The sequence below is a fragment of the Mycobacterium sp. 050134 genome (genome assembly GCF_036409085.1).
GTDB lineage: Bacteria > Actinomycetota > Actinomycetes > Mycobacteriales > Mycobacteriaceae > Mycobacterium.
The window spans coordinates 277,603-298,595 of record NZ_JAZGLV010000002.1; the positions used below are offsets into that span (position 1 = coordinate 277,603).

20 protein-coding genes are annotated in these 20,993 nt (G+C 69.7%); 8 read left to right on the top strand and 12 right to left on the bottom strand.

All coding sequences use genetic code 11. The annotated features are described in order from the left end of the window. Position 1 precedes the first annotated feature (1 nt). The 3 genes from SKC42_RS03420 to SKC42_RS03430 are packed head-to-tail and all read left to right on the top strand — an operon-like array spanning position 2 to position 3,143. Positions 2-964 (top strand): hypothetical protein, encoded by a 963-nt coding sequence (locus SKC42_RS03420; protein WP_330962892.1) that lies wholly within the window; start codon positions 2-4, stop codon positions 962-964. After that, the gene (locus SKC42_RS03425; RefSeq protein ID WP_330962893.1) at positions 961-1,287 is read left to right on the top strand and encodes a hypothetical protein; all 327 of its coding nucleotides are present in this window, start codon (positions 961-963) and stop codon (positions 1,285-1,287) included. The genes SKC42_RS03420 and SKC42_RS03425 overlap by 4 nt, the downstream gene beginning before the upstream one ends. After that, entirely contained in the window at positions 1,284-3,143 is a 1,860-nt protein-coding gene (locus tag SKC42_RS03430) for a GMC family oxidoreductase (protein WP_330962894.1), read from the top strand. Before SKC42_RS03425 ends, SKC42_RS03430 begins: the two co-directional genes overlap by 4 nt. 329 nt (positions 3,144-3,472) lie before the next feature. Here SKC42_RS03430 and SKC42_RS03435 read toward each other — a convergent pair whose 3' ends face one another. Together SKC42_RS03435 and SKC42_RS03440 are read right to left on the bottom strand one after the other, a co-directional pair. Continuing rightward, positions 3,473-6,409, bottom strand: coding sequence for an MMPL/RND family transporter (locus SKC42_RS03435; protein ID WP_330962895.1), 2,937 nt, complete (start codon positions 6,407-6,409; stop codon positions 3,473-3,475). Further along, positions 6,406-6,828, bottom strand: coding sequence for an MmpS family transport accessory protein (locus tag SKC42_RS03440; RefSeq protein ID WP_330962984.1), 423 nt, complete (start codon positions 6,826-6,828; stop codon positions 6,406-6,408). The genes SKC42_RS03435 and SKC42_RS03440 overlap by 4 nt, the downstream gene beginning before the upstream one ends. Positions 6,829-7,375: 547 nt before the next feature. On the opposite strand from SKC42_RS03440, the gene SKC42_RS03445 reads away from it, so the two are divergent. Continuing rightward, entirely contained in the window at positions 7,376-7,594 is a 219-nt protein-coding gene (locus SKC42_RS03445; protein WP_330962896.1) for a ferric uptake regulation protein, read from the top strand. A 212-nt stretch (positions 7,595-7,806) separates the two neighbouring features. Here the strand turns inward: SKC42_RS03445 and regX are convergent, their stop codons facing one another. The 6 genes from regX to SKC42_RS03475 form a co-directional block, all read right to left on the bottom strand. Further along, the gene (regX, locus tag SKC42_RS03450) at positions 7,807-8,490 is read right to left on the bottom strand and encodes a two-component sensory transduction protein RegX (RefSeq protein ID WP_085258800.1); all 684 of its coding nucleotides are present in this window, start codon (positions 8,488-8,490) and stop codon (positions 7,807-7,809) included. 49 nt (positions 8,491-8,539) lie between these two features. Then, complete coding sequence (locus SKC42_RS03455; protein ID WP_330962897.1) at positions 8,540-9,760, bottom strand: sensor histidine kinase; 1,221 nt, start codon at positions 9,758-9,760, stop codon at positions 8,540-8,542. 149 nt (positions 9,761-9,909) lie between these two features. Continuing rightward, positions 9,910-10,659, bottom strand: coding sequence for a phosphoglyceromutase (locus tag SKC42_RS03460; RefSeq protein WP_330962898.1), 750 nt, complete (start codon positions 10,657-10,659; stop codon positions 9,910-9,912). Between the two features lie 10 nt (positions 10,660-10,669). Continuing rightward, positions 10,670-11,242 carry a YbjN domain-containing protein gene (locus SKC42_RS03465; protein ID WP_330962899.1) on the bottom strand — a complete coding sequence of 191 codons (573 nt, stop codon included), beginning with the start codon at positions 11,240-11,242 and terminating at the stop codon, positions 10,670-10,672. Continuing rightward, on the bottom strand, positions 11,239-12,579 hold the full coding sequence (mshA, locus tag SKC42_RS03470) for a D-inositol-3-phosphate glycosyltransferase (RefSeq protein ID WP_330962900.1): 1,341 nt from the start codon (positions 12,577-12,579) through the stop codon (positions 11,239-11,241). Before mshA ends, SKC42_RS03465 begins: the two co-directional genes overlap by 4 nt. A 59-nt stretch (positions 12,580-12,638) precedes the next feature. Then, positions 12,639-13,946, bottom strand: a complete 1,308-nt coding sequence (locus SKC42_RS03475; protein WP_442931955.1) for an ROK family protein — start codon at positions 13,944-13,946, stop codon at positions 12,639-12,641. Positions 13,947-14,124: 178 nt separating this feature from the next. On the opposite strand from SKC42_RS03475, the gene SKC42_RS03480 reads away from it, so the two are divergent. Continuing rightward, positions 14,125-14,880 carry an SDR family oxidoreductase gene (locus tag SKC42_RS03480; protein ID WP_330962901.1) on the top strand — a complete coding sequence of 252 codons (756 nt, stop codon included), beginning with the start codon at positions 14,125-14,127 and terminating at the stop codon, positions 14,878-14,880. Here SKC42_RS03480 and SKC42_RS03485 read toward each other — a convergent pair. Next, positions 14,858-16,231 (bottom strand): L,D-transpeptidase, encoded by a 1,374-nt coding sequence (locus SKC42_RS03485; RefSeq protein ID WP_330962902.1) that lies wholly within the window; start codon positions 16,229-16,231, stop codon positions 14,858-14,860. The two genes, SKC42_RS03480 and SKC42_RS03485, sit on opposite strands and share 23 nt — an antisense overlap. A 48-nt stretch (positions 16,232-16,279) precedes the next feature. Then, on the bottom strand, positions 16,280-17,395 hold the full coding sequence (locus SKC42_RS03490; RefSeq protein WP_330962903.1) for a UDP-N-acetylmuramate dehydrogenase: 1,116 nt from the start codon (positions 17,393-17,395) through the stop codon (positions 16,280-16,282). Between the two features lie 26 nt (positions 17,396-17,421). Between SKC42_RS03490 and SKC42_RS03495 the strand changes: the two genes are divergently transcribed. The 3 genes from SKC42_RS03495 to SKC42_RS03505 are packed head-to-tail and all read left to right on the top strand — an operon-like array spanning position 17,422 to position 19,834. Next, on the top strand, positions 17,422-17,946 hold the full coding sequence (locus tag SKC42_RS03495; RefSeq protein WP_330962904.1) for a DUF2505 domain-containing protein: 525 nt from the start codon (positions 17,422-17,424) through the stop codon (positions 17,944-17,946). A gap of 35 nt (positions 17,947-17,981) precedes the next feature. After that, on the top strand, positions 17,982-18,812 hold the full coding sequence (locus SKC42_RS03500; RefSeq protein ID WP_330962905.1) for a carbon-nitrogen hydrolase family protein: 831 nt from the start codon (positions 17,982-17,984) through the stop codon (positions 18,810-18,812). Then, a complete protein-coding gene (locus SKC42_RS03505) occupies positions 18,809-19,834 on the top strand; it encodes an LmeA family phospholipid-binding protein (protein WP_330962906.1) in 1,026 nt (341 codons plus the stop codon). Before SKC42_RS03500 ends, SKC42_RS03505 begins: the two co-directional genes overlap by 4 nt. 15 nt (positions 19,835-19,849) lie before the next feature. Here the strand turns inward: SKC42_RS03505 and deoC are convergent, their stop codons facing one another. Together deoC and SKC42_RS03515 are read right to left on the bottom strand one after the other, a co-directional pair. Next, positions 19,850-20,539: a deoxyribose-phosphate aldolase gene (gene deoC, locus SKC42_RS03510; protein ID WP_330962907.1), complete on the bottom strand. Its 690-nt coding sequence runs from the start codon at positions 20,537-20,539 to the stop codon at positions 19,850-19,852. After that, positions 20,539-20,991 carry a DUF2599 domain-containing protein gene (locus tag SKC42_RS03515; protein WP_330962908.1) on the bottom strand — a complete coding sequence of 151 codons (453 nt, stop codon included), beginning with the start codon at positions 20,989-20,991 and terminating at the stop codon, positions 20,539-20,541. The genes deoC and SKC42_RS03515 overlap by 1 nt, the downstream gene beginning before the upstream one ends. Positions 20,992-20,993: the final 2 nt, after the last annotated feature.

The following is a 20,993-nucleotide window of genomic DNA, read 5'->3' on the forward strand; positions in this document are numbered from 1 at the left end:
AATGGACGACGAACTGCGATCGGCCGCGTCCCCGCGCTGGCGGGGCAAGCCCGGGCGGCTGGAGGTCTGGTACGCCACCCTGTCCGACCCGGTCACCCGCGCCGCCCTGTGGGTGCACTGCGAGACGGTGGCACCGCCGCGGGCCGACGCCTACGCCCACGGCTGGGCGACCTGGTTTCCGGCCGACGGGCCGCCGCGCACCGAACGATTCGGCCCGGAACCCGTCCGCCCCGCCGCCGGGGCCCTGTGGTTCGACGCCGCGGGCGCGCGCTTCGGCCCCGAACACCTCGGCGGACGCGCCCGGTCGATCGCCTGGGACCTGTCCTGGAAGGACTCCGGCGCGCCACTATGGACCTTTCCCCGGGCCGCATGGGAGCGGGAGCTGCTGCCCGGCGCCCAGGTCGTGCTCGCCCCCACCGCCGACTTCGCCGGCTCGGTGACCGTCGCCGACCAGCCCCTCCGGGTCGACGGCTGGCGTGGCGCGGTCGCCCACATCTACGGGCACGGCAACGCCAAGCGCTGGGGCTGGATTCACGCGGACCTCGGCGGCGGCGACCTCGTGGAGGCCGTCACCGCGGTGTCGCACAAGCCCGGGCTGCGGCGGCTGGCGCCGCTGGCGTTCGTGCGTTTCCGCATTGACGGAAATGATTGGCCCGCAGGGAATTTGCCGTCCCTACGGATGCGGACCACGCTCGGCCTCCGGCACTGGCAGCTGGAAGGACGCATCGGCGGGCGCAGGGTGCTGATCCGGGTCGACCAGCCTCCGGAACGATGCGTGAGCCTCGGTTACACCGACCCTGACGGCGCCACGGCGGTGTGCACCAACACCGAGCAGGCCGACATCCACCTCGACATCGACGACCGGCACTGGTCGGTGCTGGGCACCGGGCACGCCGAGGTCGGCCTGCGCGGCACCCCGGACGGTTCGGGAGCGCCCGCCCTCAACGAAAGGATCCCCGCATGAGCTTTCTCTTCGACCCGCCGCTGCTGCTTGCCGCCGGAGTCCTGATCGAGCGCCGCCTGCCGGCCGGGCGCCGTGACTTGGCCGAGGCCGCCACCCTGGGGGTGTTCTTCGGCGGGTCGTTCGGGCTCTACAACAACGTGCCCGGGCTGGGCGTGCTGTGGCGCCCCTTCCGCGCCCGCAACGGCCGCGACTTCATGTGGAACAGTGGAGTTTTCGGCGTGCAGACCGAGCGGCTCGACTGGCCCATGCACGCCGCCGCGGGCGGCCTCTTCGCGACCTATCCGCTCTTCATCAAGCTGGGCCGCCGGCTAGGGCGGGCATGAGCCGGCTCGCCGCCTCGTTCGGCGGCGCGCTGCTGCCCGAGGAGCACGGCGGCCCGGCGCCCGCCGACCTCCAAGACCGCGTCGACCGTTACCTCACCCAACTGCCGGCGAGCTCACGAATGGCCTTGCGGGCCGGGCTTTTCGGGGTGTCGGCGGCCAGCTACCTCACCACGGGTCGACCCCTGTCCCGGCTCGGCCCCGGCGACCGCGACCGGGTGCTGCGCCGGGTCGCCGGCCTGAACCCCGACGTCGGCGCGGCCCTGGAGGCCATGAAGGCGATCGTGCTGCTCGCCAACGGCGCCGCCACCTACGCACCCGAACTGCTGGCCCGCGCTCAGGAGCACGACGTGGCACGCCCCGACGCGGCCCTCACCGTCATCGGATCCGACGACAGCCCGTCGGTCGTCACCGCCGACGCGGTGATCGTCGGGTCGGGCGCGGGCGCCGCGATGGCGGCCCGCACGCTGGCCCGGCGCGGCTTCGAGACCGTCCTGATCGAGGAGGGGCGGCGCTGGACGGTCGAGGAGTTCCGCGCGACCCACCCGATGGACCGCTATGCCGGCCTGTACCGCGGGGCGGGGGCCACCGTGGCGCTCGGACGCCCGTCGGTGGTGTTGCCGATCGGCCGCGCCGTCGGGGGAACCACCGTCGTCAACTCCGGCACCTGCTACCGGCCGCCGACGGCCGTGCAGCGACGCTGGCGCGACGAGTACGGGCTCGGCCTGGCCGACCCGGACCGGCTGGCCGGCCACCTCGACGACGTCGAGCGGACCCTGCGGGTCGCCCCGGTGCCGCTGCAGATCATGGGGCGCAACGGTCGGCTGCTGCTCGACGCCGCCCACACGCTCGGCTGGCAGGCGGCGCCCATCCCGCGCAACGCGCCGGGCTGCGAGGGCTGCTGCCAGTGCGCCATCGGCTGCCCGCGCAACGCCAAGTTCGGCGTCCACCTCAACGCCCTGCCCGAGGCCTGCGCGGCGGGCGCGCGGATCATCGCGCAGGCCCGCGTCGAACGGGTGCTGCACGCGAACGGGCGTGCCCGCGGGGTGCGCGCCCGCCGGCCCGACGGCACGGCGCTCGACGTCCTGGCCGACACGGTGATCGTGGCCGCCGGCGCCACCGAGACGCCGGGGCTGTTGCGGCGCAGCGGGCTTGGTGCGCACCCGCGGCTGGGCCGCAACCTCGCCGTGCATCCGGCGACGATGCTCGCCGGCCGCTTCGATGACAACGTCCTCGCCTGGCGCGGGGTGCTGCAGAGCGCCGCCGTGCACGAGTTCCACGAGTCACACGGCGTGCTCATCGAAGCGACCTCGACCCCGCCGGGGATGGGGTCCATGGTCTTTCCCGGCTACGGTGCCGACCTGCTCGGCTGGCTCGACCGGGCCACGCACGTCGCGACGTTCGGCGCCATGGTGGCCGACAAGGGCGTCGGCTCGGTGACCTCGGTGCGGGGCGAGACGCTGCTGCGCTACAACATCGACCGGTCCGACGTCGGGAAGCTGATGGTGGCGATCGAGGCCATGGGACGGTTGCTGTTCGCCGCCGGGGCGGTAGAGGTCCTCACCGGTCTGCCGCACGCGCCGACGGTGACGTCGCCGCCGGAGCTGCAGGATGCGTTGCGGCGCAGCGCCCCCCGGAGCCTGCATCTGGCCGCCTTCCACCCCACCGGCACGGCGGCCGCGGGCGCCGACGGGCAGCGGTGCCCCGTCGACCAGACCGGCCGGCTGCGCGGGGCGGACGGCGTGTGGGTGACCGACGCGTCGATCCTGCCCAGCTGCCCCGAGGTCAACCCCCAGGTGTCGATCATGGGGCTGGCGCTGGCCGTCGCCGACGAGGTGGTCGCCGCCCGCTCGGGTTGAGTGTGCGTTCGGGGCGTTCAGTGTGAATCCTGGGTCTTCAGTGTGCATCCAGGGCGGCCTCACGGCCGAAACCCCGCTCTCACTTCACAATCGACGCCGTCGATGCACACTGAAAGGCGTCGGCGGTCCCTTCGCATGGCTGACGGACGACATGCATCCATTCCAGTACGACGTGGCGTCCTGCGTGCCGCCCGTCTTCGACGGCCTACGCGTGGGCGATCGTCGGGGACGACGCCCTAGAAGCGATGCACGTCGGCAGTGATCAGCGCATCACCTGGGACGCCGACACGGTCAATCCGCTTCGCGGCTCGCCCTCGCGAGCGGCGGCGCTACGTCTGCGAGTCGGCCGGAACCGCGTGCCGCGGCTGGTACAGCAACGCGCGAACCAGCGGCCGCGGCCCGACGGACCGCAGCATCTGGCTGGCCGGGCGGACCCGCACCCGCTTCGGCCACCAGAACCAGCGCCCCATCACCGTCATGATCGACGGCGTGATGAGCGATCGGACGACGAAGGTGTCGAACATCAAGCCGAGTCCAATCGTCGTGCCGAACTGGCCGATCGCCCGCAGATCGCTGGTGATCATCGTGGCCATCGTGACGGCGAACACCAGACCGGCCGCGGTCACCACCGGACCGGTCAGGCCCATGCCGCGGATCAGTCCCGTCTTCAAGCCGGCCCCGATCTCCTCTTCGATTCGGGACACCAGCATCAGGTTGTAGTCCGACCCCACCGCCAACAGCACAATCAACGCGAATTCTGTTGCCACCCAGTGCAGCTGGAAATGCAGGAGGTGCTGCCAGATCAGTGTCGAGAACCCGAACGCCGCGCCCAGCGACATCACGATCGTGCCGACGATCACGCCCGCCGCGACCAGGGCGCGGGTGACGATCACCATGATGATGAAGATGAGCACGATCGAGGCCACCCCGGCGATCATCAGGTCGAACTTGGCGCCGTTGGCGATGTCGTAAAACGTTGCGGCCGTGCCGCCGAGGTAGATGTCGGCGTCCTGCAGCGAGGTGAGTTTCAGCGCCTCCTTGGCCGCCTGGCGCTCCTTGTCGACGGACGAGATTCCCTGCGTCGTCGCCGGATCCACCGCGTGGGTGATGATAAAGCGAGCGGCCTTACCGTCCGGTGACACCATCAACCGCAGCCCCAGCTGGAAGTCCGGGTTGCCGAAGATCTCGGGCGGCAGGTAGAAGAGGCTCTCGATCTGAGAGTCGTTGAAGGACTTGCCCATCACGGCGTTGGTATCCGTCAGCCGATCGAATTGGTCGATCAGGTTGTCGAAGGTGCTGTAGATGGTCAGCGTCGTGTCGCGGATCGCCTTACTGACGGCGATGTTCTCGGGGATGATCGCCAGCAATTCGCGGGTGGCGGCAGCCGTGTGGTTGAGGTCGCTGGTGAGGGCGTGGAACTTTTCGGCCAGTTGATCGAACCCGTCCAGGGCGTCGAACAGGCTGCGCAGCGACCAGCAGATCGGGATGTCGTAGCAGTGCCTCTCCCAGTAGAAGTAACTGCGGATCGGTCTCCAGAAGTCGTCGAAATCCGCGATGTGGTCGCGGATCTCGTCCGTGATGGCCGCCGTCTCCCCCGTGGTTTTCGAGCTGTCGTCCGCGGCGTCCGCGAGCTTCTGAGTCACCGCGTACTGGCGCTCCAACAGGGTGATCTGGGTGTCGAGGAACCCCGTGATCTTCTTGATATCGCCGACGCGGGCCTTCAGATAGCTCAGGTTGTCGCGGATCGGCGCGGTTTGCACACTGAGCTGGAACGGAACGGAACCGTCTTGGATGGGCGGCCCGAGGGGCCTGGTGATGCTCTGCACCCGTTCGATTCCGGGCACCCGGAAGATGGCCCCGGCGATCTTGTCCAGGACCAGCATGTCGGTGGGATTGCGCAGGTCGTGGTCCGATTCAATCATCAGGATGTCCGGGTTCAGCCGGGCCTGAGTGAAGTGTTGATCGGCCGCGTCGTACGCCTGAACCGAGGACGCGCTCTTCGGCAGGTAGTACAGGTCGTTGTAGCGCGGGTTGAAGCCCATCAATCCCAGGGCTCCGACGATCGCAAGGATGACGGAGGTAGCGAGGATGGGTGCCGGCCACCGCACGATGGCGGTCGCCAGGCGGCGCCATCGGGTGTAGTTGAACTTTCGCTTCGGGTCGAACAGCCCGAAGCGGCTCGCGAACGCGATCAGCGCGGGTGTGAGGGTCACCCCGGCGGCCACCACCACCAGCAGACCGATCGCGCACGGAAACGCCAGCGAACTGAAATAGGGCAGCCGGGTGAAATGCAGACAAGCCAGCGCCCCGACGATCGTCAGACCCGAGCCCAGCACGACTTTGCTGACCCCGGCAAAGGTGTCGTAATAGGCGGCTTCGCGGTCCAGTCCCCGTTCGCGGGCCTCCTGGTAGCGGCCGACCATGAAGATCGCGTAGTCGGTACCCGCGGCGATGGCCAGCGCGGTCAGCAGGTTGACGGCAAAGGTCGACAACCCCATGATGCCGGTGTCGCCCAGCAGCGCGACCACGCCCCGGCCGGTGGCCAGCCCGACGAACAGGATGACCATCGTCAGCAGCACCGTGCCAACGGACCGATAGACGAACATCAGCATGACCGCGATGATGATGATGGTGATGATCGTCATCTTGAACAGGCTCGCGTTGCCCACGACGATCGTGTCGTCGGTCAGGGCCCCCTGACCCGCGACGTAGGCCTTCACCCCCGGCGGCGGCTTCGAGTCCGCGACGATCTCGCGAACCGAGTCAACCGACTTGTCACCGACGGCGCCGCCTTGGTCCCCCCGCAGGTTGACCTGGACGTAGGCGGACTTGTGGTCGTAACTCTCGACACCCGAGGCCGTAAACCGCTGCCCCCAGAAGTTCAACGCGTGCTCGACGTGCCCGGTATCCTGCTGCAGCTTCCTGACCAGATCGTCGTAATACCGGTGCGCATCCTCGCCGAGCGGCTTGTCACCGACCAGGGTCACCAGCACGAGGTTGTCGGAGTCGTACTCCTTGAATTTCTCGCCGATGTGCTTCATCCCGGTCACCGACGGCGCGTCGGACGGCGAGAGCGGCACCGAGACGTCCTCGGCGACCTTCTCCAACTGTGGGACAAAGATATTGACGCCGACCGCGATCAGCAGCCAGAACACGACGATCGGCAGTGCCAGGACGCGGATGGTGCGGGCCACCCGCGGTTTGTGTTCGACTTCGGTGCGTTGCGCGACGGGGATCCTGTCCGTGTCGCTCGGGTCGTCGGTCACGCGGACTTGTCCAAGCAGGAAACCTGCGCGTCACGGGTGTCGACCTGTTGTTGATCGACCAGTTTGCCGTCGACGGTGATGCGGCAGCCTATGTAGGGGCTGTCACCCTGGGCCACGACGTAGGCGAAGATGCCGGGCATCTCGGCGACTATCGTCTGCGACCACGGCAGCGTGGTGAAGTTGGCTTTCTGCGGTTGCGCCTCCGCATCCATCCAGTTGACGACTCCGGTCGTCCCGGGCGGACCCACGATCTCGTAGATGGCCGTCTTGGCCGCGTACGGCGGGGTGGCATCCCGCGGATCGGGCTTGGGTACACCCGGCCCCGGGAAGACACTGCTGAGGCGGTCCACCGCGACACCGCCGACGATCACCGCCACGACCACGACCAGCGGAACCCATCCCCGCCTGAGAAGCGTCAACATGGTTCCCCCCGATCACGCATGCCCGCTAGGCAGATATTAGGACAACTCATCTATCGACACATTTCGTCGCGTGCGCCACGGGTAGGCGAACGCCACGGTGGCCGAGTTAATTCCTGCGGCGTGCCGGCCCGGCCCGGCCCGTTTGCCGGGGAGCGCGTAGCGCCGGGGCGGCCTATCCGCATGCGGAGAGCACCGACGGCGCTCGACAGCGGACACGCGCGACCGGACGGCAGGCGGACACCGCTGCGGCGCGCTTGTGTAAGTCTGCGACATCCAGACATCATGCGCCGCAGGGCAATTCCCCGATGGCGGCCAAATTACTCCTCGGCGGATCGGTTCCGCCTGCCGCGGCGAGTCCCCGAGAGCGCGCGCCGCAAAGGCGGTAGCGAAAACCGACGACGGCTGAATTAGTTGCAAAAAGTAATTCGCTGGCGCGCAAGGGAATGGCTTCGACCCACACGCCATTCGTTTCGCGGGGAGTCGATTATCGGTGGCGAACTGAAACCCGCACCGATTTGCGTTCACCGCGCGTACCCTGACCTGCATGGCGACCAACACCAAGGTCAAGACCTGTCTACATTGTGGCCATACGTTCGATCCGAGCGACCGACGGCATGACCTGTCCGACCCGGAGTGGCTTCCGGCCGCGGCGAATTATTGTTCGCCGGAATGCAGTGACCGCTTCCATTGCGATATGGCGCACTGTTGCTCGACCCACGTGAAAGAGAAGGCTCGGCGCGAAGCCGCGAAGGCAGCGCGCTGATCCGCGTTATTGCAAACTAACGCCACGCCACTTTCCGTGCCGGAGTCGACTTCTTCGAGGAAGTCGCGCCCCGGCGACAAATACCCGGGGCCAGCCGTTGCCGGTCATGACGTTGTGGGCGCTCACTATGGTGGTGCGTCGCCAGATTCGTGCACCGAACCAGGGTCTGGTCGGCACCCTCCCTAGCCCTAGCCCTAGCCCTAGCCCTAGCCCTAGCCCTCGAGCTTGTAGCCCAACCCCCGCACCGTCACCAGGTGCACCGGATTGGCCGGGTCGGCCTCGATCTTGGACCGCAGGCGCTTGACGTGCACGTCGAGCGTCTTGGTGTCACCGACGTAGTCCGCGCCCCACACCCGATCGATCAGCTGACCACGCGTGAGCACCCGACCGCTGTTGCGCATCAGGTATTCGAGCAGATCGAACTCCTTGAGCGGCAACGTGATCACGTCGCCGTTGACCGAGACGACGTGGCGCTCGACGTCCATCCGGACGGGCCCGGACTCCAGCACGCCATCGCTGATCTCGGAGTCGTCGTCCCCGCCGCGGCGCAGCACGGCGCGGATTCGGGCGATCAGCTCTCGCGCCGAATACGGCTTGGTCACGTAGTCGTCCGCGCCGAGCTCCAGACCGACGACCTTGTCGATCTCGCTGTCCCGCGCGGTCACCATGATCACCGGGACGCCCGAACGGGCGCGCAGCTGCTTGCAGACGTCGGTGCCCGACATCCCGGGAAGCATCAGATCCAGCAGCACGATATCGGCGCCGGTGCGGTCGAACTCGGCGAGCGCCGCCGGGCCGTCGGTCACCACCGTGGCCTCAAAGCCCTCCTTGCGCAGGAGGAAGGCCAGCGGATCGGCGAGCGACTCCTCGTCCTCCACGATCAACACACTGGTCATCGGCGCCACTCCTTTTCCTCACGGCGTTCTGCAGCGTCGTAGGCGTGGGTCATCGACTTAGCTCTTCCTCTCTTTCGGACCTGCTGGGCCGCACCTCGCGGCCGCGCAGTTGCTCGGGTTCCTCATCGCTGTCCTGATAGGCCGGAATCGACAGCGTGAACGTCGACCCGGTCCCCGGCTTGCTCCACACCCCGATGCTGCCGTTGTGGTTGGCGGCGACGTGTTTGACGATGGCAAGGCCCAGCCCGCTGCCGCCGGTGGCCCGCGAGCGGGCCTTGTCCCCGCGGAAGAAGCGCTCGAAGACGCGCTCCTGGTCTTCCAGGGCGATCCCGATGCCGCGGTCGGTGACGGCGATCTCGACGTTGTCGCCCCGGCGGCGACGGCTGATCGACACCAGCGAGCCGCGCGGCGAATACGCGATCGCGTTGGAGACCAGGTTGGCCAGGGCTGTCACCAGCAGCGTCTCGTCGCCGAGCACCTTCAAGCGGCTGGGCGCGTCGGTGCGGACCTCGATATCGGCGTTGTCGGCGGCCACCTTGTGACGCGAAATCGCTTCGGAGACAACGGTATCGACTTCCACCTCGGTGACGTTCGGCAGCTGTTCGGCGCCCTGCAGCCGGGACAGCTCGATCAGCTCGGCGACCATGTCGCCCAGCCTGTTGGCTTCGACGAGCACCTTCTCGGCGAACCGGCGCACAGTTTCGGAGTCGTCCGCCGACGCCAGGAGCGCCTCGGCGAGCAAGGCCATCGCCCCCACCGGAGTCTTGAGCTCGTGGCTGACGTTCGCGACGAAGTCGCGCCGGGTGGCCTCCATGCGCGCGTAGTCGGACTGGTCGTGGGCAAAGACGACCGCGAAGCGGCGGTCCTCCTCGCTGAGCAACCGGGCCTGCCCGTGCACCGCCAGCCCCGACCTGCCGCCCGAACGCTTGGTCGGTCGCAGGTCGAACTCGACATCGTCGCCGCTCAGCGCCTGATGCGCGGCCTGCCACGCCTGATCGTCGAGCTGCCGGTCGCGCACCAGGCCGAGCTCCTTGGCCCGATCGTTGAGGTAGACCACGTCGCGGTGCGAATCCACCACGGCGACGCCCAACGGCATGAGGGCGACGATGCGCTGCAGCATCTGCGCGACGGTGATCCCGGTCCATTGGCTGGGCGCCCGCTGGCTGGACTGGCGCGAGCGCGCCGACAGCCGGTAGCCGGCCCCAACACCTACGGCCAGCGCCAGCACCGACAAGACCCCGGCCAGCAACAGCGCCGAGAACACAGTCACATGGAAAATCCTACAAATCTTCCTGAACACCGCCCTAGCGGAGCGAGGCCAAAATCGGACAAGTCACAGTCTGCGCTACAGGTGTTCCGCTGTCGTTTACGCGAAGTTTGGCAAAGATGTCTTTTGGACACGTCTCGGGCCCGACCGGCTCAGGCGCGCCCCTGGCTGGCAACCGCCGCGGCGCCCGCGGCGGCGGCCTCCGGGTCCAGGTAGGTGCCGCCCGGCACCACCGGCCGCAGCTCGGCGTCGAGGTCGTAGCGCAGCGGGATGCCGGTGGGGATGTTCAGCCCGACGACGTCGTTGTCGGACATCTGGTCGAGGTGCTTCACCAGGGCGCGCAGCGAGTTGCCGTGCGCGACGATCAGCACCGTCTTCCCGAACCGCAGATCCGGGACGACGACGTCGGTGTAGTACGGCAGGAAACGCGCCACGACGTCCGCCAGGCACTCGGTCAGCGGGCCGCCGCCGATGTCGACGTACCGGGGATCGGTGTCCTGGCTGAACTCGCTGCCCTTCTCGATAGGGGGTGGCGGCGTGTCGTAACTGCGCCGCCAGGCCATGAACTGTTCCTCGCCGTAGCGTTCCTTGGTCTCGGCCTTGTTGAGGCCCTGCAGCGCGCCGTAGTGGCGTTCGTTGAGCCGCCAGCTGCGCCGCACCGGGATCCACAGCCGGTCGGCGGCGTCCAGCGCCAGGTGGGCCGTGGTGATGGCACGTCGCAGCAGCGAGGTGTACAGCACGTCGGGCATCAGGCCCTGTTCGGCCAGCAGCTCGCCGCTGCGCACCGCTTCCGCGCGGCCCTTGTCGGTCAGCCCGACGTCCACCCAACCGGTGAACAGGTTGAGGGCGTTCCAGTCGCTCTCGCCGTGGCGGAGCAGCACCAACCTCGCAGTTTCTCCCATGCCGGCTAGCTTATTCGTCGTCTTCGTCGATCAGACTGCCCGACTCCTCCTCAGGCCGCTCAGCGGCCTGCATCGTCGTCGGGCGCAGGTGGGCGAACGCCTGCAGGTTCTTCAACGACTCACCGCGCGACACCCGCCACTCCCACTCTTTCTGGATCGACGAGCGAAAGCCCAACTCCAGCAACGTGTTGAAGTCGGAATCCACCGCCTCGAGGACCTGGCCGAGCACCCGGTCGATCTCGTCGGCGTCCACCGACGCCAGCGACATGCGGCCGACCAGGTAGATGTCCCCGACGTTGTCGAGCGTGTACGCCACCCCGTAGAGCCGCCGGTTGCGCTTGAGCAGGAATCGGTAGACGCCCTCGTGGTTCTCGTCGGGTTTGCGGCACACGAACGCCTCGACGCGCACCGAGTGCTCGCCGATGCTCAGGATCGTGTTGGTCTTGAGCTTGCGCTCGCCGGGCAACTCGACGACCAGGCCCGGCGCACCGCCGTGCGCGCCGGCGATGTCCGAATAGGTCAAGCCGCTGGCGTCCAGCGCGTCGACGATGATGCGCTGCACCAACTCGGCGGAACGCGTCATGCGCCGACCCCGCGGCGCGACACCCAGCGGCGCGGCTTGCGCATCGCCGCCCGGTCCGGTTTGACGCCGAGGCGGCGCTGCCGCTCGCCGGGGAAGTCGCCGATCGCGCGGCGATAGCTGGCCAGCAAGGCGTCGGTGGTGTTGTCCCAGGAGAACGTCGCCGCATGCGCCCCCGCCGCGCGCCGCATCTCACCGGCCTCGGGCGCCCCGAGCCGCAGCAGCCGGTCCAGGGCGGCGGCCCACCGGTCGACATCGTGACCCGGCACCAACGTCCCGGTGATGCCATCCCGCACCGCCACCGGCAGCCCGCCGACCGCGGCCGCCACCACCGGCGTGCCGCACGCCTGCGCTTCGACGGCCACCAAGCCGAACGATTCCGAATAGCTCGGCACGGCAACGAGGTCCGCGGCCCGGAACAGGGTGGCCAGGTCCGGGCGGGATTGTGGCGGCAGGAACGTCACCCGGTCGGTGATGCCGAGTTCGTCGGCCAGCCGGACCAGCCCCCCGGGGGAGGCCAGGCCGCTGCCCGACGGGCCGCCGGCGACGACGACCCGCACCCCGGGCAGCTTCGCCACGGCCCTCAGCACGATGTCGGGCGCCTTGAGCGGCTGGATCCGTCCGACGAACGCGACCACGGCCTCGTCGGGTGCGATGCCCAGCGTGGCCCGCGCCGCCGCGCGGTCACCCGGGCGGAACACAGCCAGGTCTACGCCCGGGTGGACCACGTCGATCCGGGCCCGGTCGGCGCGATGGATCGAGACCAATTGCCTCGCCTCGTCCTCGGTGTTGACGATCAGTCGGTCGGCCTCGTCGACCACCTGCTGCTCGCCCACCGTGCGCAACGGCGGCTCGGGCGCGTCACCGGACGCCAGCGCCGCGTTCTTGACCGCCGCCAGCGTGTGGGCGGTGTGCACCAGCGGCACCGCCCAGCGGTCGCGGGCCAGCCAACCGACCTGCCCGGACAGCCAGTAGTGCGAGTGCACGATGTCGTAATAGCCGGGCTCGTGCGACGCCTCCGCGCGCAGCACTCCGGCCGCGAACGCGCACAATTGGGTGGGCAGGTCGTACTTGTCCAGGCCCTCGAATGGCCCGGCCACCACGTTGCGCACCAGCACGCCCGGCGCCACCCGCTGCACCGGGGGGTCGGCCGACGCGGTGGCCCGGGTGAAGATCTCGACCTCGATGCCCCGCCGGGCCAGATGCAGCGCGGTCTGCAGCACGTAGACGTTCATGCCGCCGGCGTCCCCGGTGCCCGGTTGGGCCAGGGGCGACGTGTGCACCGCAAGCACCGCTACCCGGCGCGGGTCTGCCCGCCGGAGGACCTCATCGTGCCGCACACCTCATCTTTACAGGACGCCCATCCGGCGGGCTCACGCGCGGAGTCCGGTCGTCGGCGCTAGGCGGACGACTCGTCCGCCGCGACCTCGCGCAGCCGGGCGTTCAGCGCCCCGGCGCGGCGCATCGCGCCGAGCGGATCGGCGTACAGCCCGCCCAGCGACACCGTCCCGGCCCCGGCCTCCTGCACCCGGTTGCCGAACACCGTGACGCGGATGTCGCGCGCCGGCAGCACCGAGCGCGCGACGAACGCGGCCTCCACGTCTTCCATCGCTTCCGGGTACTCGGTGAAGGCCTGGCCCCCGACGACGAGCTCGTCCGGGTTGAGCATGTCGCGCAGCAGCGCGGCGGCCTCGCCGAGCACCCGCGCCCGCTCGGCCAGCAAATCCTTGGCCTGCTGGTTCCCCGCCCGGGCCACCCGGAGCAGATCGGTGATGGCGGCGGCCGGCCCGTTGGCGCGGCCGACGGGAGCGGCCGGCAGGATCCGCAGGCGGCGCGCGGCGGCCAGGACCGCCTCGTCGCTCACGGTCGACTCCAATTCGCCTGTGCCGCCGAGCAGTTCGGAGTAGGCCGGCAGGCCCGCGATCGTGCCGGGGCCGCTCGTCGGGCAGTGCACGCGGCCGCCGATCACCAGCGCGTAGCCGACGGTCTCGCGGGCATACACGTACAGGCTGGTGGGTGAGCTGGGGGCGAACCGCCGCATGCCCAGCAACAATTCCGCCCCGGCCATGGCGTCCACGTGGGAGGCCACCGACACCGGCAGCCCCAACGCGTCGGCCAGCACCTGCCCGACCGGTGCCTGCCGCCAGCCCAGCCGCGGGTGGTCGACCTGGCCGGTGACGCCGTCAACCGTGCCACCGATCGCAACCCCGACCCACAGCGGGCGGCGCCGATGCCAGCGCCGGAGGTACCGCGAGGCGCTCTCGGCCAGCGCCGCGAGCGCCACGTCCGCCGGATTCAGCGGGGTCGGGGTCTCGACGGTGTCCAGCGTGCGGCCGAACAGGTCGGTGGCCACGATGCTGGTGGTTCGCGCGCCGATGTGGATTCCGAGCGTCACGAACGGTTCGTGGTTGATCTCCACCGGCACGCGGGGGCGGCCGATGGCACCGGACACGGCGAGGTCGGCGCGTTCGCGCAGCAGGCCGGCGTCGAGCAGGGCGATGACCTGGCGGTTCACCGTCGCGATGCTCAGCGACGTGACGCCGGCGATGACGTCGCGGCCGACCGGGCCGCGCAGCCGGACGGCGCGGAAGACCGACGCCGCCGCCGAGTCGGGGATGTGCAGAGCCGGGGGCAGGATCAAGCGGTGTTGCCGCCGCAGGCCGTTACGGCTGGGGGAATGGGTGTGAGCGAGGGTAGTCGTGCGCACGAGCGTCCTTTGTCTTCAGTTCCAATGGCCGGTCCTTGGCCACGCCTGAATCCGAGTCAGGAGCGGCAAAGAGCGCGGCAACAACACTCACTTGCCGCGCAGAGGCACGCGGCGGCGTTGTTGAACTGGGCGCTGTGGAGCACACCGCGAATTTAGCACGTTTATTAGAGTTGGACCGATGACTGGAACGGACGAGGTTCAGCGGGTCGCGGTGGTCACGGGCGCCAGTTCCGGAATCGGCGCGGCGACCGCAAAAACCCTTGCGGCGCAGGGCTTTCACGTGGTCGCGGTGGCGCGCCGGGCGGACCGGATCAGCGCACTGGCCGACGAGATCGGCGGCACCGCGATTGTGGCCGACGTCACAAATGACGCGGCGGTGAGCGCGCTGGCCGACCAACTGGGCCGGGTCGACGTGCTGGTCAACAACGCCGGCGGCGCGCGGGGGCTGGCACCCGTCGCGGACGCCAACCTCGAGCACTGGCGGTGGATGTGGGAGACCAACGTGATGGGCACCCTGCGTGTCACGCGCGCGTTGCTGGGCAAGCTCGTTGATTCCGGCGACGGCCTGATCGTCACCATCACTTCGATTGCGGCGCTTGAGACTTACGACGGCGGCGCCGGTTACACGGCGGCCAAGCACGCGCAGGGCGCGCTGCATCGCACGCTGCGCGGCGAACTACTGGGAAAGCCGGTGCGGCTCACCGAAATCGCGCCGGGAGCTGTGGAGACCGAGTTTTCACTGGTGCGCTTCGACGGGGACGAGCAGCGAGCGGACGCCGTCTATTCCGGCATCACGCCCCTGGTTGCTGCCGACGTGGCCGAGGTGATCGGCTTCGTGGCGTCGCGACCGCCCCACGTGAACCTTGACCTGGTCGTCATCCGGCCGCGCGATCAGGCCAGCGCGACCCGGTTCAACCGCCGGGGCCCGAACTAGGGGACGGCGAGGTCGACGTCGGCGAGGTGGTGGTCGTCGTGGGGGTGCCCGACAAGCTCGGGGCGGTCGACGGGGTGACCGGCGCGGTGACCGGGATCTGGGTCGACGGCGGGCGCGCCGTCGGGGGCGGCAACGCCGACATCGCCACCCAGGTGTCCCAGTCCACCGCCCAGTCCCAGATGTCGCCGTCGGAGTAGGACAGCTGGATGCTGCTGCCCGTCACCTCGACGGGGTCGCCGTACATGGCCGTGTGGTAGTACTGCTCGGCGTCGCTGGTCGACAGGTTGATGCAGCCGTTGGTGACATTGCTGTTGCCCTGCGCCCCGGCGCTCGAGGGGTTGGCGTGGATGAACTCCCCGTTGTTGGAAATCCGCACCGCCCACCGTTCGTGGGCGTTGGTGTAGCCGGCGGCCGGGTTGGACATGTAGAAGTCGGCGTACTTCTCCGTGACAACGTGGATGCCGTTGCGGGTGACGTTGCGCGCCTTGTCCGCCTCCCCGTAGCTGCACGGGAAGTCCATGATCACGCCCTCGTCGGTGACGACCTGGATGCGGTGCGACGAGACCTCGGCCTTGACCACCTGCCGCCGGCCGATGTTGATGTTCAGCGAGATGTCGTCGGCGCCGTACGAGCCGTCACCGAACGGCACGCCGTAGAGCTTGGCGTCGACGTTGACGGTGGTGCCCGCGGGGTAGTACTCGCGGGTGCGGTAGTGCACGCGCGCGCCCTGCCGCTCGTCCGGCAGCCAGGCCCAGCTGCCCTCGACCGGCGGGTTCGTGGTGACCGTCAACGCCTTCTCGACCGCGGCCTTGTCGCTGATCGGCGCGTCGAACTGAATGATGATAGGCGCCGCCACGCCGACGGTCTGGCCGTCCGCCAGCTGGAAGGCCCCGCTGATCTTCTTGTTCGGGGACACGGTGGTGAACTTGCCCGCGACCGGGATCGCCTTGCCGTCGTGCCCGACGGCCGACCCGCTCCACGTGTAGGTCGAGTCGTAGCCCAGCGGCTCGATCGTCGTGAACACGGTCCGGTCCTGGTTGAGCGTCCCCGCCACCGCCTTGCCCGACGAATTGGTGAGCGCGACGTGCTGGAACCAGCCGTCGTGCACCTCGACGCTGACCGGCGCGACCGGCACCACGTTCTCGCTGGCGTCGGCCGGCTGGTACTTCAGGCTCGGCGCCGCCGCCTCCTTCTTTTCGGCATGCTTGGTGACGGTGCCCGCGCAGGCGGCCAGCACGCCGGGGGCCAGCACACCCAGACCCAGAGCCGTCAAAGCCATGCGCCGGTTCATCGGCGGTGGGGCGCTGGACGTACTCACGACATCTAAAGATACCGGGAGATGGCAATCCATCCCGCCGAGACGATTCGAGGTCTGAGCGCGAATCTCGGAAAATCCGAGCTACAGGCTGCAGCCGAGCAGGACGGGTTCCGGTTCCAATGTGACAGCAAACACATCACGGACGCCGTCCCGCACGGTGCGCGCCAGTTCGATCACGTCGGCGGTGGCGGCGGCGCCGCGATTGGTCAGCGCCAGCGCGTGTTTCGTGGACAACCGGCAGCGCGGTTCGGGTTCGCCCGGCGCGGGATTCGGGTAGCCCTTGCCGAAGCCCGCCCGCTCCACCAGCCAGCCGGCGGCCAGCTTGACGCCGTCCGGCGCCGGGTAGTGGGGCACGGGACCCGGCAGCGCTTCGGCGGTGCCGGCCAGGCTCTCGAAGGCCTCCGCCGACACGACGGGGTTGGTAAAGAACGAGCCCACGCTCCAGGTGTCGTGATCGGCCGCATCGAGCACCATGCCCTTGCGGGTGCGCAACCGCAACACGGCTTCCCGGACTGCCCGGGGGTCGGCGCGCCCGCCGGGCGCGACGCCCAGCGCCGCCGTGAGTTCGCCGTAGCGCAGCGGCGCGCTGCGGCCCGACCCGTCGAGCGCGAACTCCACCTCCAGCACCACCCACGGGACTTCGGGACCGGCCCGCTTCAAGACGCTGGTGCGGTAACCGAAACGGAGTTCGTCGCCGCGCACCCAGCGCACCTCGCCGCGCGCCCGGTCGAGCACCCGCACCCGCGTGATGGTGTCGGAGACCTCGGCCCCGTAGGCGCCCACGTTCTGCACCGACGTCGCCCCCGCCGAGCCGGGGATGCCCGACAGGCATTCCAGCCCGCCCAGGCCCCGCTCGATGGCCGCGACCACCACGTCGTCCCAGACCGCGCCGGCCTCCGCCCGCACCAGGTTGCCGTCGACGGTGATGCGGTCGTTGGCCAGCCGCACCGCGGTCAGGTCGGTGAGGGTGTCGGCGAGCACCAGGTTGGAGCCGCCCGCGAAGACCAGCACCGGACGGGCCGCGCGGGTTGCTTCGGCGTCCAGTTCGCGCAGCACGGCGACCACCTGCTCGCTACTGGCGCAGGTGATCAGGCGGCGGGCGATCGGCCCGATACGCAGGGTCGTCAACGGGGCCAGGGGCGCCGCCTCGCAGAGCTCCGCACCGGCAAAGAGCGAACCGGCACCGCTGGATTTCATGGCCCGTAACGGTAGCCTGGCCAGCTATGCCGCGTTCATTCGACTTGTCGGCCGACTACTCCGAGAGCGTCGAAGAGGTGCACCGGGCGTTCCTCGACGAGGACTACTGGCGCGCCAGGCTGGACGACATCCCCGTCGACGAGGCGAAGCTGGAGCTGATGCGCGTCGGCGGCGAGTCCGGCGAGGACGGCAGCGTCGACGTGATCACGCTGCAGGTGGTGCGCAGTCACAATCTGCACGCCCTCGTCAAGCAGTTGCATCGCGGCGACCTGTGCGTCCGACGCCAGGAGAGCTGGGGGCCCGTCGTCGACGGCGCCGCCACGGCCTCGATCGCCGGCTCGATAGTCGACACCCCGGTCAAGGTGTCGGGCACGGCCGAGCTGACGCCGATCACCGACTCCGGCGGCGCCCGGCTCGCGTTCCAGATCGCCGTCCAGGTGCGGGTCCCGATCATCGGCGGCAAGGTTGAGAGGCTGATCGGCACCCACCTGGCCGACCTGGTCAGCCGGGAACAGCAGTTCACCGCCGACTGGATCGCCAACAACGGCTAGCGCCGCGCATCGTCGGCGCGCCTAAGCTGGCGGCCATGCGAATCGCGTTGGCGCAGATCCTCAGCGGCACCGACCCGGCCGCCAACCTCGAGCTGGTGCGCGAGTACGCCGGCCGGGCCGCCGACGCGGGCGCGCGACTGGTGGTTTTCCCCGAGGCGACCATGTGCCGGTTCGGCGTGCCGCTACTGCCGATCGCCGAGCCGGTCAACGGGCCGTGGGCCGACGGGGTCCGGCGGATCGCCGCCGACGCGGGCGTCACCGTGATCGCCGGCATGTTCGCGCCGTCGGGCGACGGGCGCGTGACCAACACGCTGATCGCGGCGGGACCGGCCACGCCCAACGAGCCCGATGCCCACTACGACAAGATCCACCTCTACGACGCGTTCGGTTTCGCCGAGTCGCGCACCGTCGCCCCGGGCCGCGAGCCGGTGGTGATCACGGTCGACGGCGTCCGCGTCGGACTGACCGTTTGCTACGACGTCCGATTCCCCGGTCTCTACACCGAGCTGGCGCGGCGCGGCGCCCAGGTGATCGCCGTCTGCGCATCGTGGGGTTCGGGGCCCGGCAAACTCGACCAGTGGACGCTGCTGGCACGCGCCCGCGCGCTGGACTCGATGAGCTTCATCGCCGCCGCCGGCCAGGCCGACCCCGGAAAGGCATTGAGCAGCTCCGGTGCGCCGACCGGCGTGGGCGGCAGCCTGGTCGTTTCGCCGTTCGGCGAAGTCGTGGCGTCGGCCGGTCCGGAGCCGCAACTGGTGGTGGCCGACGTCGACATCGGCCTGGTGGCCGAGGCCCGGGAAGCCATCGCGGTGCTCCGCAACCACTCAGACTTTGCTCAGGTCGATAGGGCACAATCGGTCGGGTGACGAACCCACAGGGCCCCCAGGGCCCCGCGCACGAGGGCCCGTCGACCTGGGCTCGTCCCGGCAGCCAGGGCCCCTTCGGCCGCCCACCCACCGAACGGCCCACCGAGCGGATCAACACCGGCGGCCCCGCCCAGACGCCTCCGCTGGCCCCCGGCCAGACCGAGCGAATCCACACCGCGCCCGCGCAGGGCCCCGGCTATCCGCCTCCCCCGATCCCGCCCGCGGGCCCGACCGAGAAGTTGCCGACCCCCGGCGAGGAGCCGGCCGCGGTGAAGAAGAAGCGCCGTTTCCTGCGCGACCCGCTGTCCATCATGCTGATCTGCATCATCGTCGCCGCGCTCGTCATCGCCGGGCTGATCGGCGCCGAGCTTTACGTTCGGCATGTTGCCGACAGCAAGGTCGCCCAGGCCGTCGCGTGTGAGGTCAAGGACCAGGCCACCGCGTCGTTCGGCGTGACGCCGCTGATGCTGTGGCAGCAGGCGACCAAGCACTACACCAACATCTCGGTGACAACGGCCGGGAACAACATCCGCGACGCCAAGGGCATGAAGCTCGCCCTCAACATCCGGGACGTCCGGATCGGCTCGTCGTCCAACTCCAAGGGCACGATCGGCTCGCTAGACGCCACCATCACCTGGTCCACGGAGGGCATCAAGGACTCGGTGCAGAACGCGATCCCGGTGCTGGGTCCGTTCGTCACGAACTCGGTGACCACCCATCCCAGCGACGGCACCATCGAGCTCAAGGGCATGCTCGACAACATCACCGCCAAGCCGGTGGTTTCCGGCAACGGGCTGGAGCTGCAGATCGTCACGTTCAACGCGCTCGGATTCACCATGCCGAAGGAGTCGGTGCAGTCGACGCTGGACGACTTCACGTCGAACCTGACCAAGAACTACCCGCTGGGCATCCACGCCGACAGCGTGCAGGTGACCGATTCCGGCGTGACGAGCCACTTCTCCACGCAGAACGCCAGCATTCCCGCCGGCAACGACAACGACCCTTGCTTCGCGAACCTCTGACGGTCTAGGCCCGGGCTAAGCCAGCCCGTCGAGCACCGCACGGGTGCCCGAAAGGCCGAGGCGGGTGGCGCCGGCGCCCAGCATCGCGAGCGCGTCGGCCGCCGTCCTGATGCCGCCGCTGGCCTTGACGCCGAGCCTGCCGCCGACGGCCCCGGCCATCACCTCGACGGCGCGCACCGACGCGCCGCCCGCGGGATGAAACCCCGTCGACGTCTTGACGAAGTCGGCGCCGGCCTGCTCGGCGGCGCGGCACACCGCCGCCAGCGTCCGCCCGGTGTCGTCGCCGTCGTGCGCCAGCAGCACCGCCGACTCCACGATCACCTTGAGCACGGCACCCTCGATCGCGGCGCGCACCGCCGCGATGTCGGAGCGCACGGCGTCGACATCGCCGGACAGGGCGGCGCCCACGTCGATGACCATGTCGACCTCGCCGGCACCGCATGCCACCGCCCGGGCGGCCTCGTGCGCCTTGACCTCCGACACATGCTTGCCCGACGGGAAACCGGCGACGGTCGCCACGCGCACCGCGCCGCCGGCGGAACGCACCGCGACGGGCACCATCGACGGTGAGACGCAGACGGCGTACACGCCCAGCTCGGCCGCTTCGGCGACGAGGGCTTCCACATCGGCCGGGGTGGCCTCGGGTTTGAGCAGCGTGTGGTCAACGAGCGCGGCGACCTCGGACCGGCCCGGTGGGGTCGCCACTAGAACGCTTCCTCGGGGCCGCCCGGATTGCAGCCCGTCGCGACCATCTCGGCGTCGTCGACGACGGGCCGCCACGGCTCCAGGTTCCAGCTGGTCTTGCCCGGTAGCGCCAGTTCGGCAAACTGCCAATGGCAGACGAATTGCGCGCGCATGCCGGGGGTGTCGGCGTCCGGCGCCAGCCTGAGCACTTCGGACCAGGCCTCGTCCGCGTCGGCCCCCGAAGCCGCGGCGCCCGCCTGCCTCGAAGCAGCCCGCCCCGACGGGGTTGGAAAAACCCGCAGGCTGGGCAGCCCATGCCACTGCGCCCATTGGGCGTGATCGATGAACGGTGGCGACACCGGAGACGCATTCGCCGCGCCGGTCCCCGGTTCGGCCCGCGCGCAAACCGCCGCCGGCAGCGGGCCCAGCAGGGCGACCAGCGCCACCGCGGGCGCGGTCAGCAGGACTTTCATCC

Coding starts and splice junctions, on each gene's coding strand:
- SKC42_RS03420 (WP_330962892.1), top strand. CDS start 2: ATGGACGACGAACTGCGATCGGCCGCGTCCCCGCGCTGGCGGGGCAAG.
- SKC42_RS03425 (WP_330962893.1), top strand. CDS start 961: ATGAGCTTTCTCTTCGACCCGCCGCTGCTGCTTGCCGCCGGAGTCCTG.
- SKC42_RS03430 (WP_330962894.1), top strand. CDS start 1,284: ATGAGCCGGCTCGCCGCCTCGTTCGGCGGCGCGCTGCTGCCCGAGGAG.
- SKC42_RS03445 (WP_330962896.1), top strand. CDS start 7,376: ATGGCGACCAACACCAAGGTCAAGACCTGTCTACATTGTGGCCATACG.
- regX (WP_085258800.1), bottom strand. CDS start 8,490: ATGACCAGTGTGTTGATCGTGGAGGACGAGGAGTCGCTCGCCGATCCG.
- SKC42_RS03460 (WP_330962898.1), bottom strand. CDS start 10,659: ATGGGAGAAACTGCGAGGTTGGTGCTGCTCCGCCACGGCGAGAGCGAC.
- SKC42_RS03465 (WP_330962899.1), bottom strand. CDS start 11,242: ATGACGCGTTCCGCCGAGTTGGTGCAGCGCATCATCGTCGACGCGCTG.
- SKC42_RS03480 (WP_330962901.1), top strand. CDS start 14,125: ATGACTGGAACGGACGAGGTTCAGCGGGTCGCGGTGGTCACGGGCGCC.
- SKC42_RS03485 (WP_330962902.1), bottom strand. CDS start 16,231: ATGGATTGCCATCTCCCGGTATCTTTAGATGTCGTGAGTACGTCCAGC.
- SKC42_RS03490 (WP_330962903.1), bottom strand. CDS start 17,395: ATGAAATCCAGCGGTGCCGGTTCGCTCTTTGCCGGTGCGGAGCTCTGC.
- SKC42_RS03495 (WP_330962904.1), top strand. CDS start 17,422: ATGCCGCGTTCATTCGACTTGTCGGCCGACTACTCCGAGAGCGTCGAA.
- SKC42_RS03500 (WP_330962905.1), top strand. CDS start 17,982: ATGCGAATCGCGTTGGCGCAGATCCTCAGCGGCACCGACCCGGCCGCC.
- SKC42_RS03515 (WP_330962908.1), bottom strand. CDS start 20,991: ATGAAAGTCCTGCTGACCGCGCCCGCGGTGGCGCTGGTCGCCCTGCTG.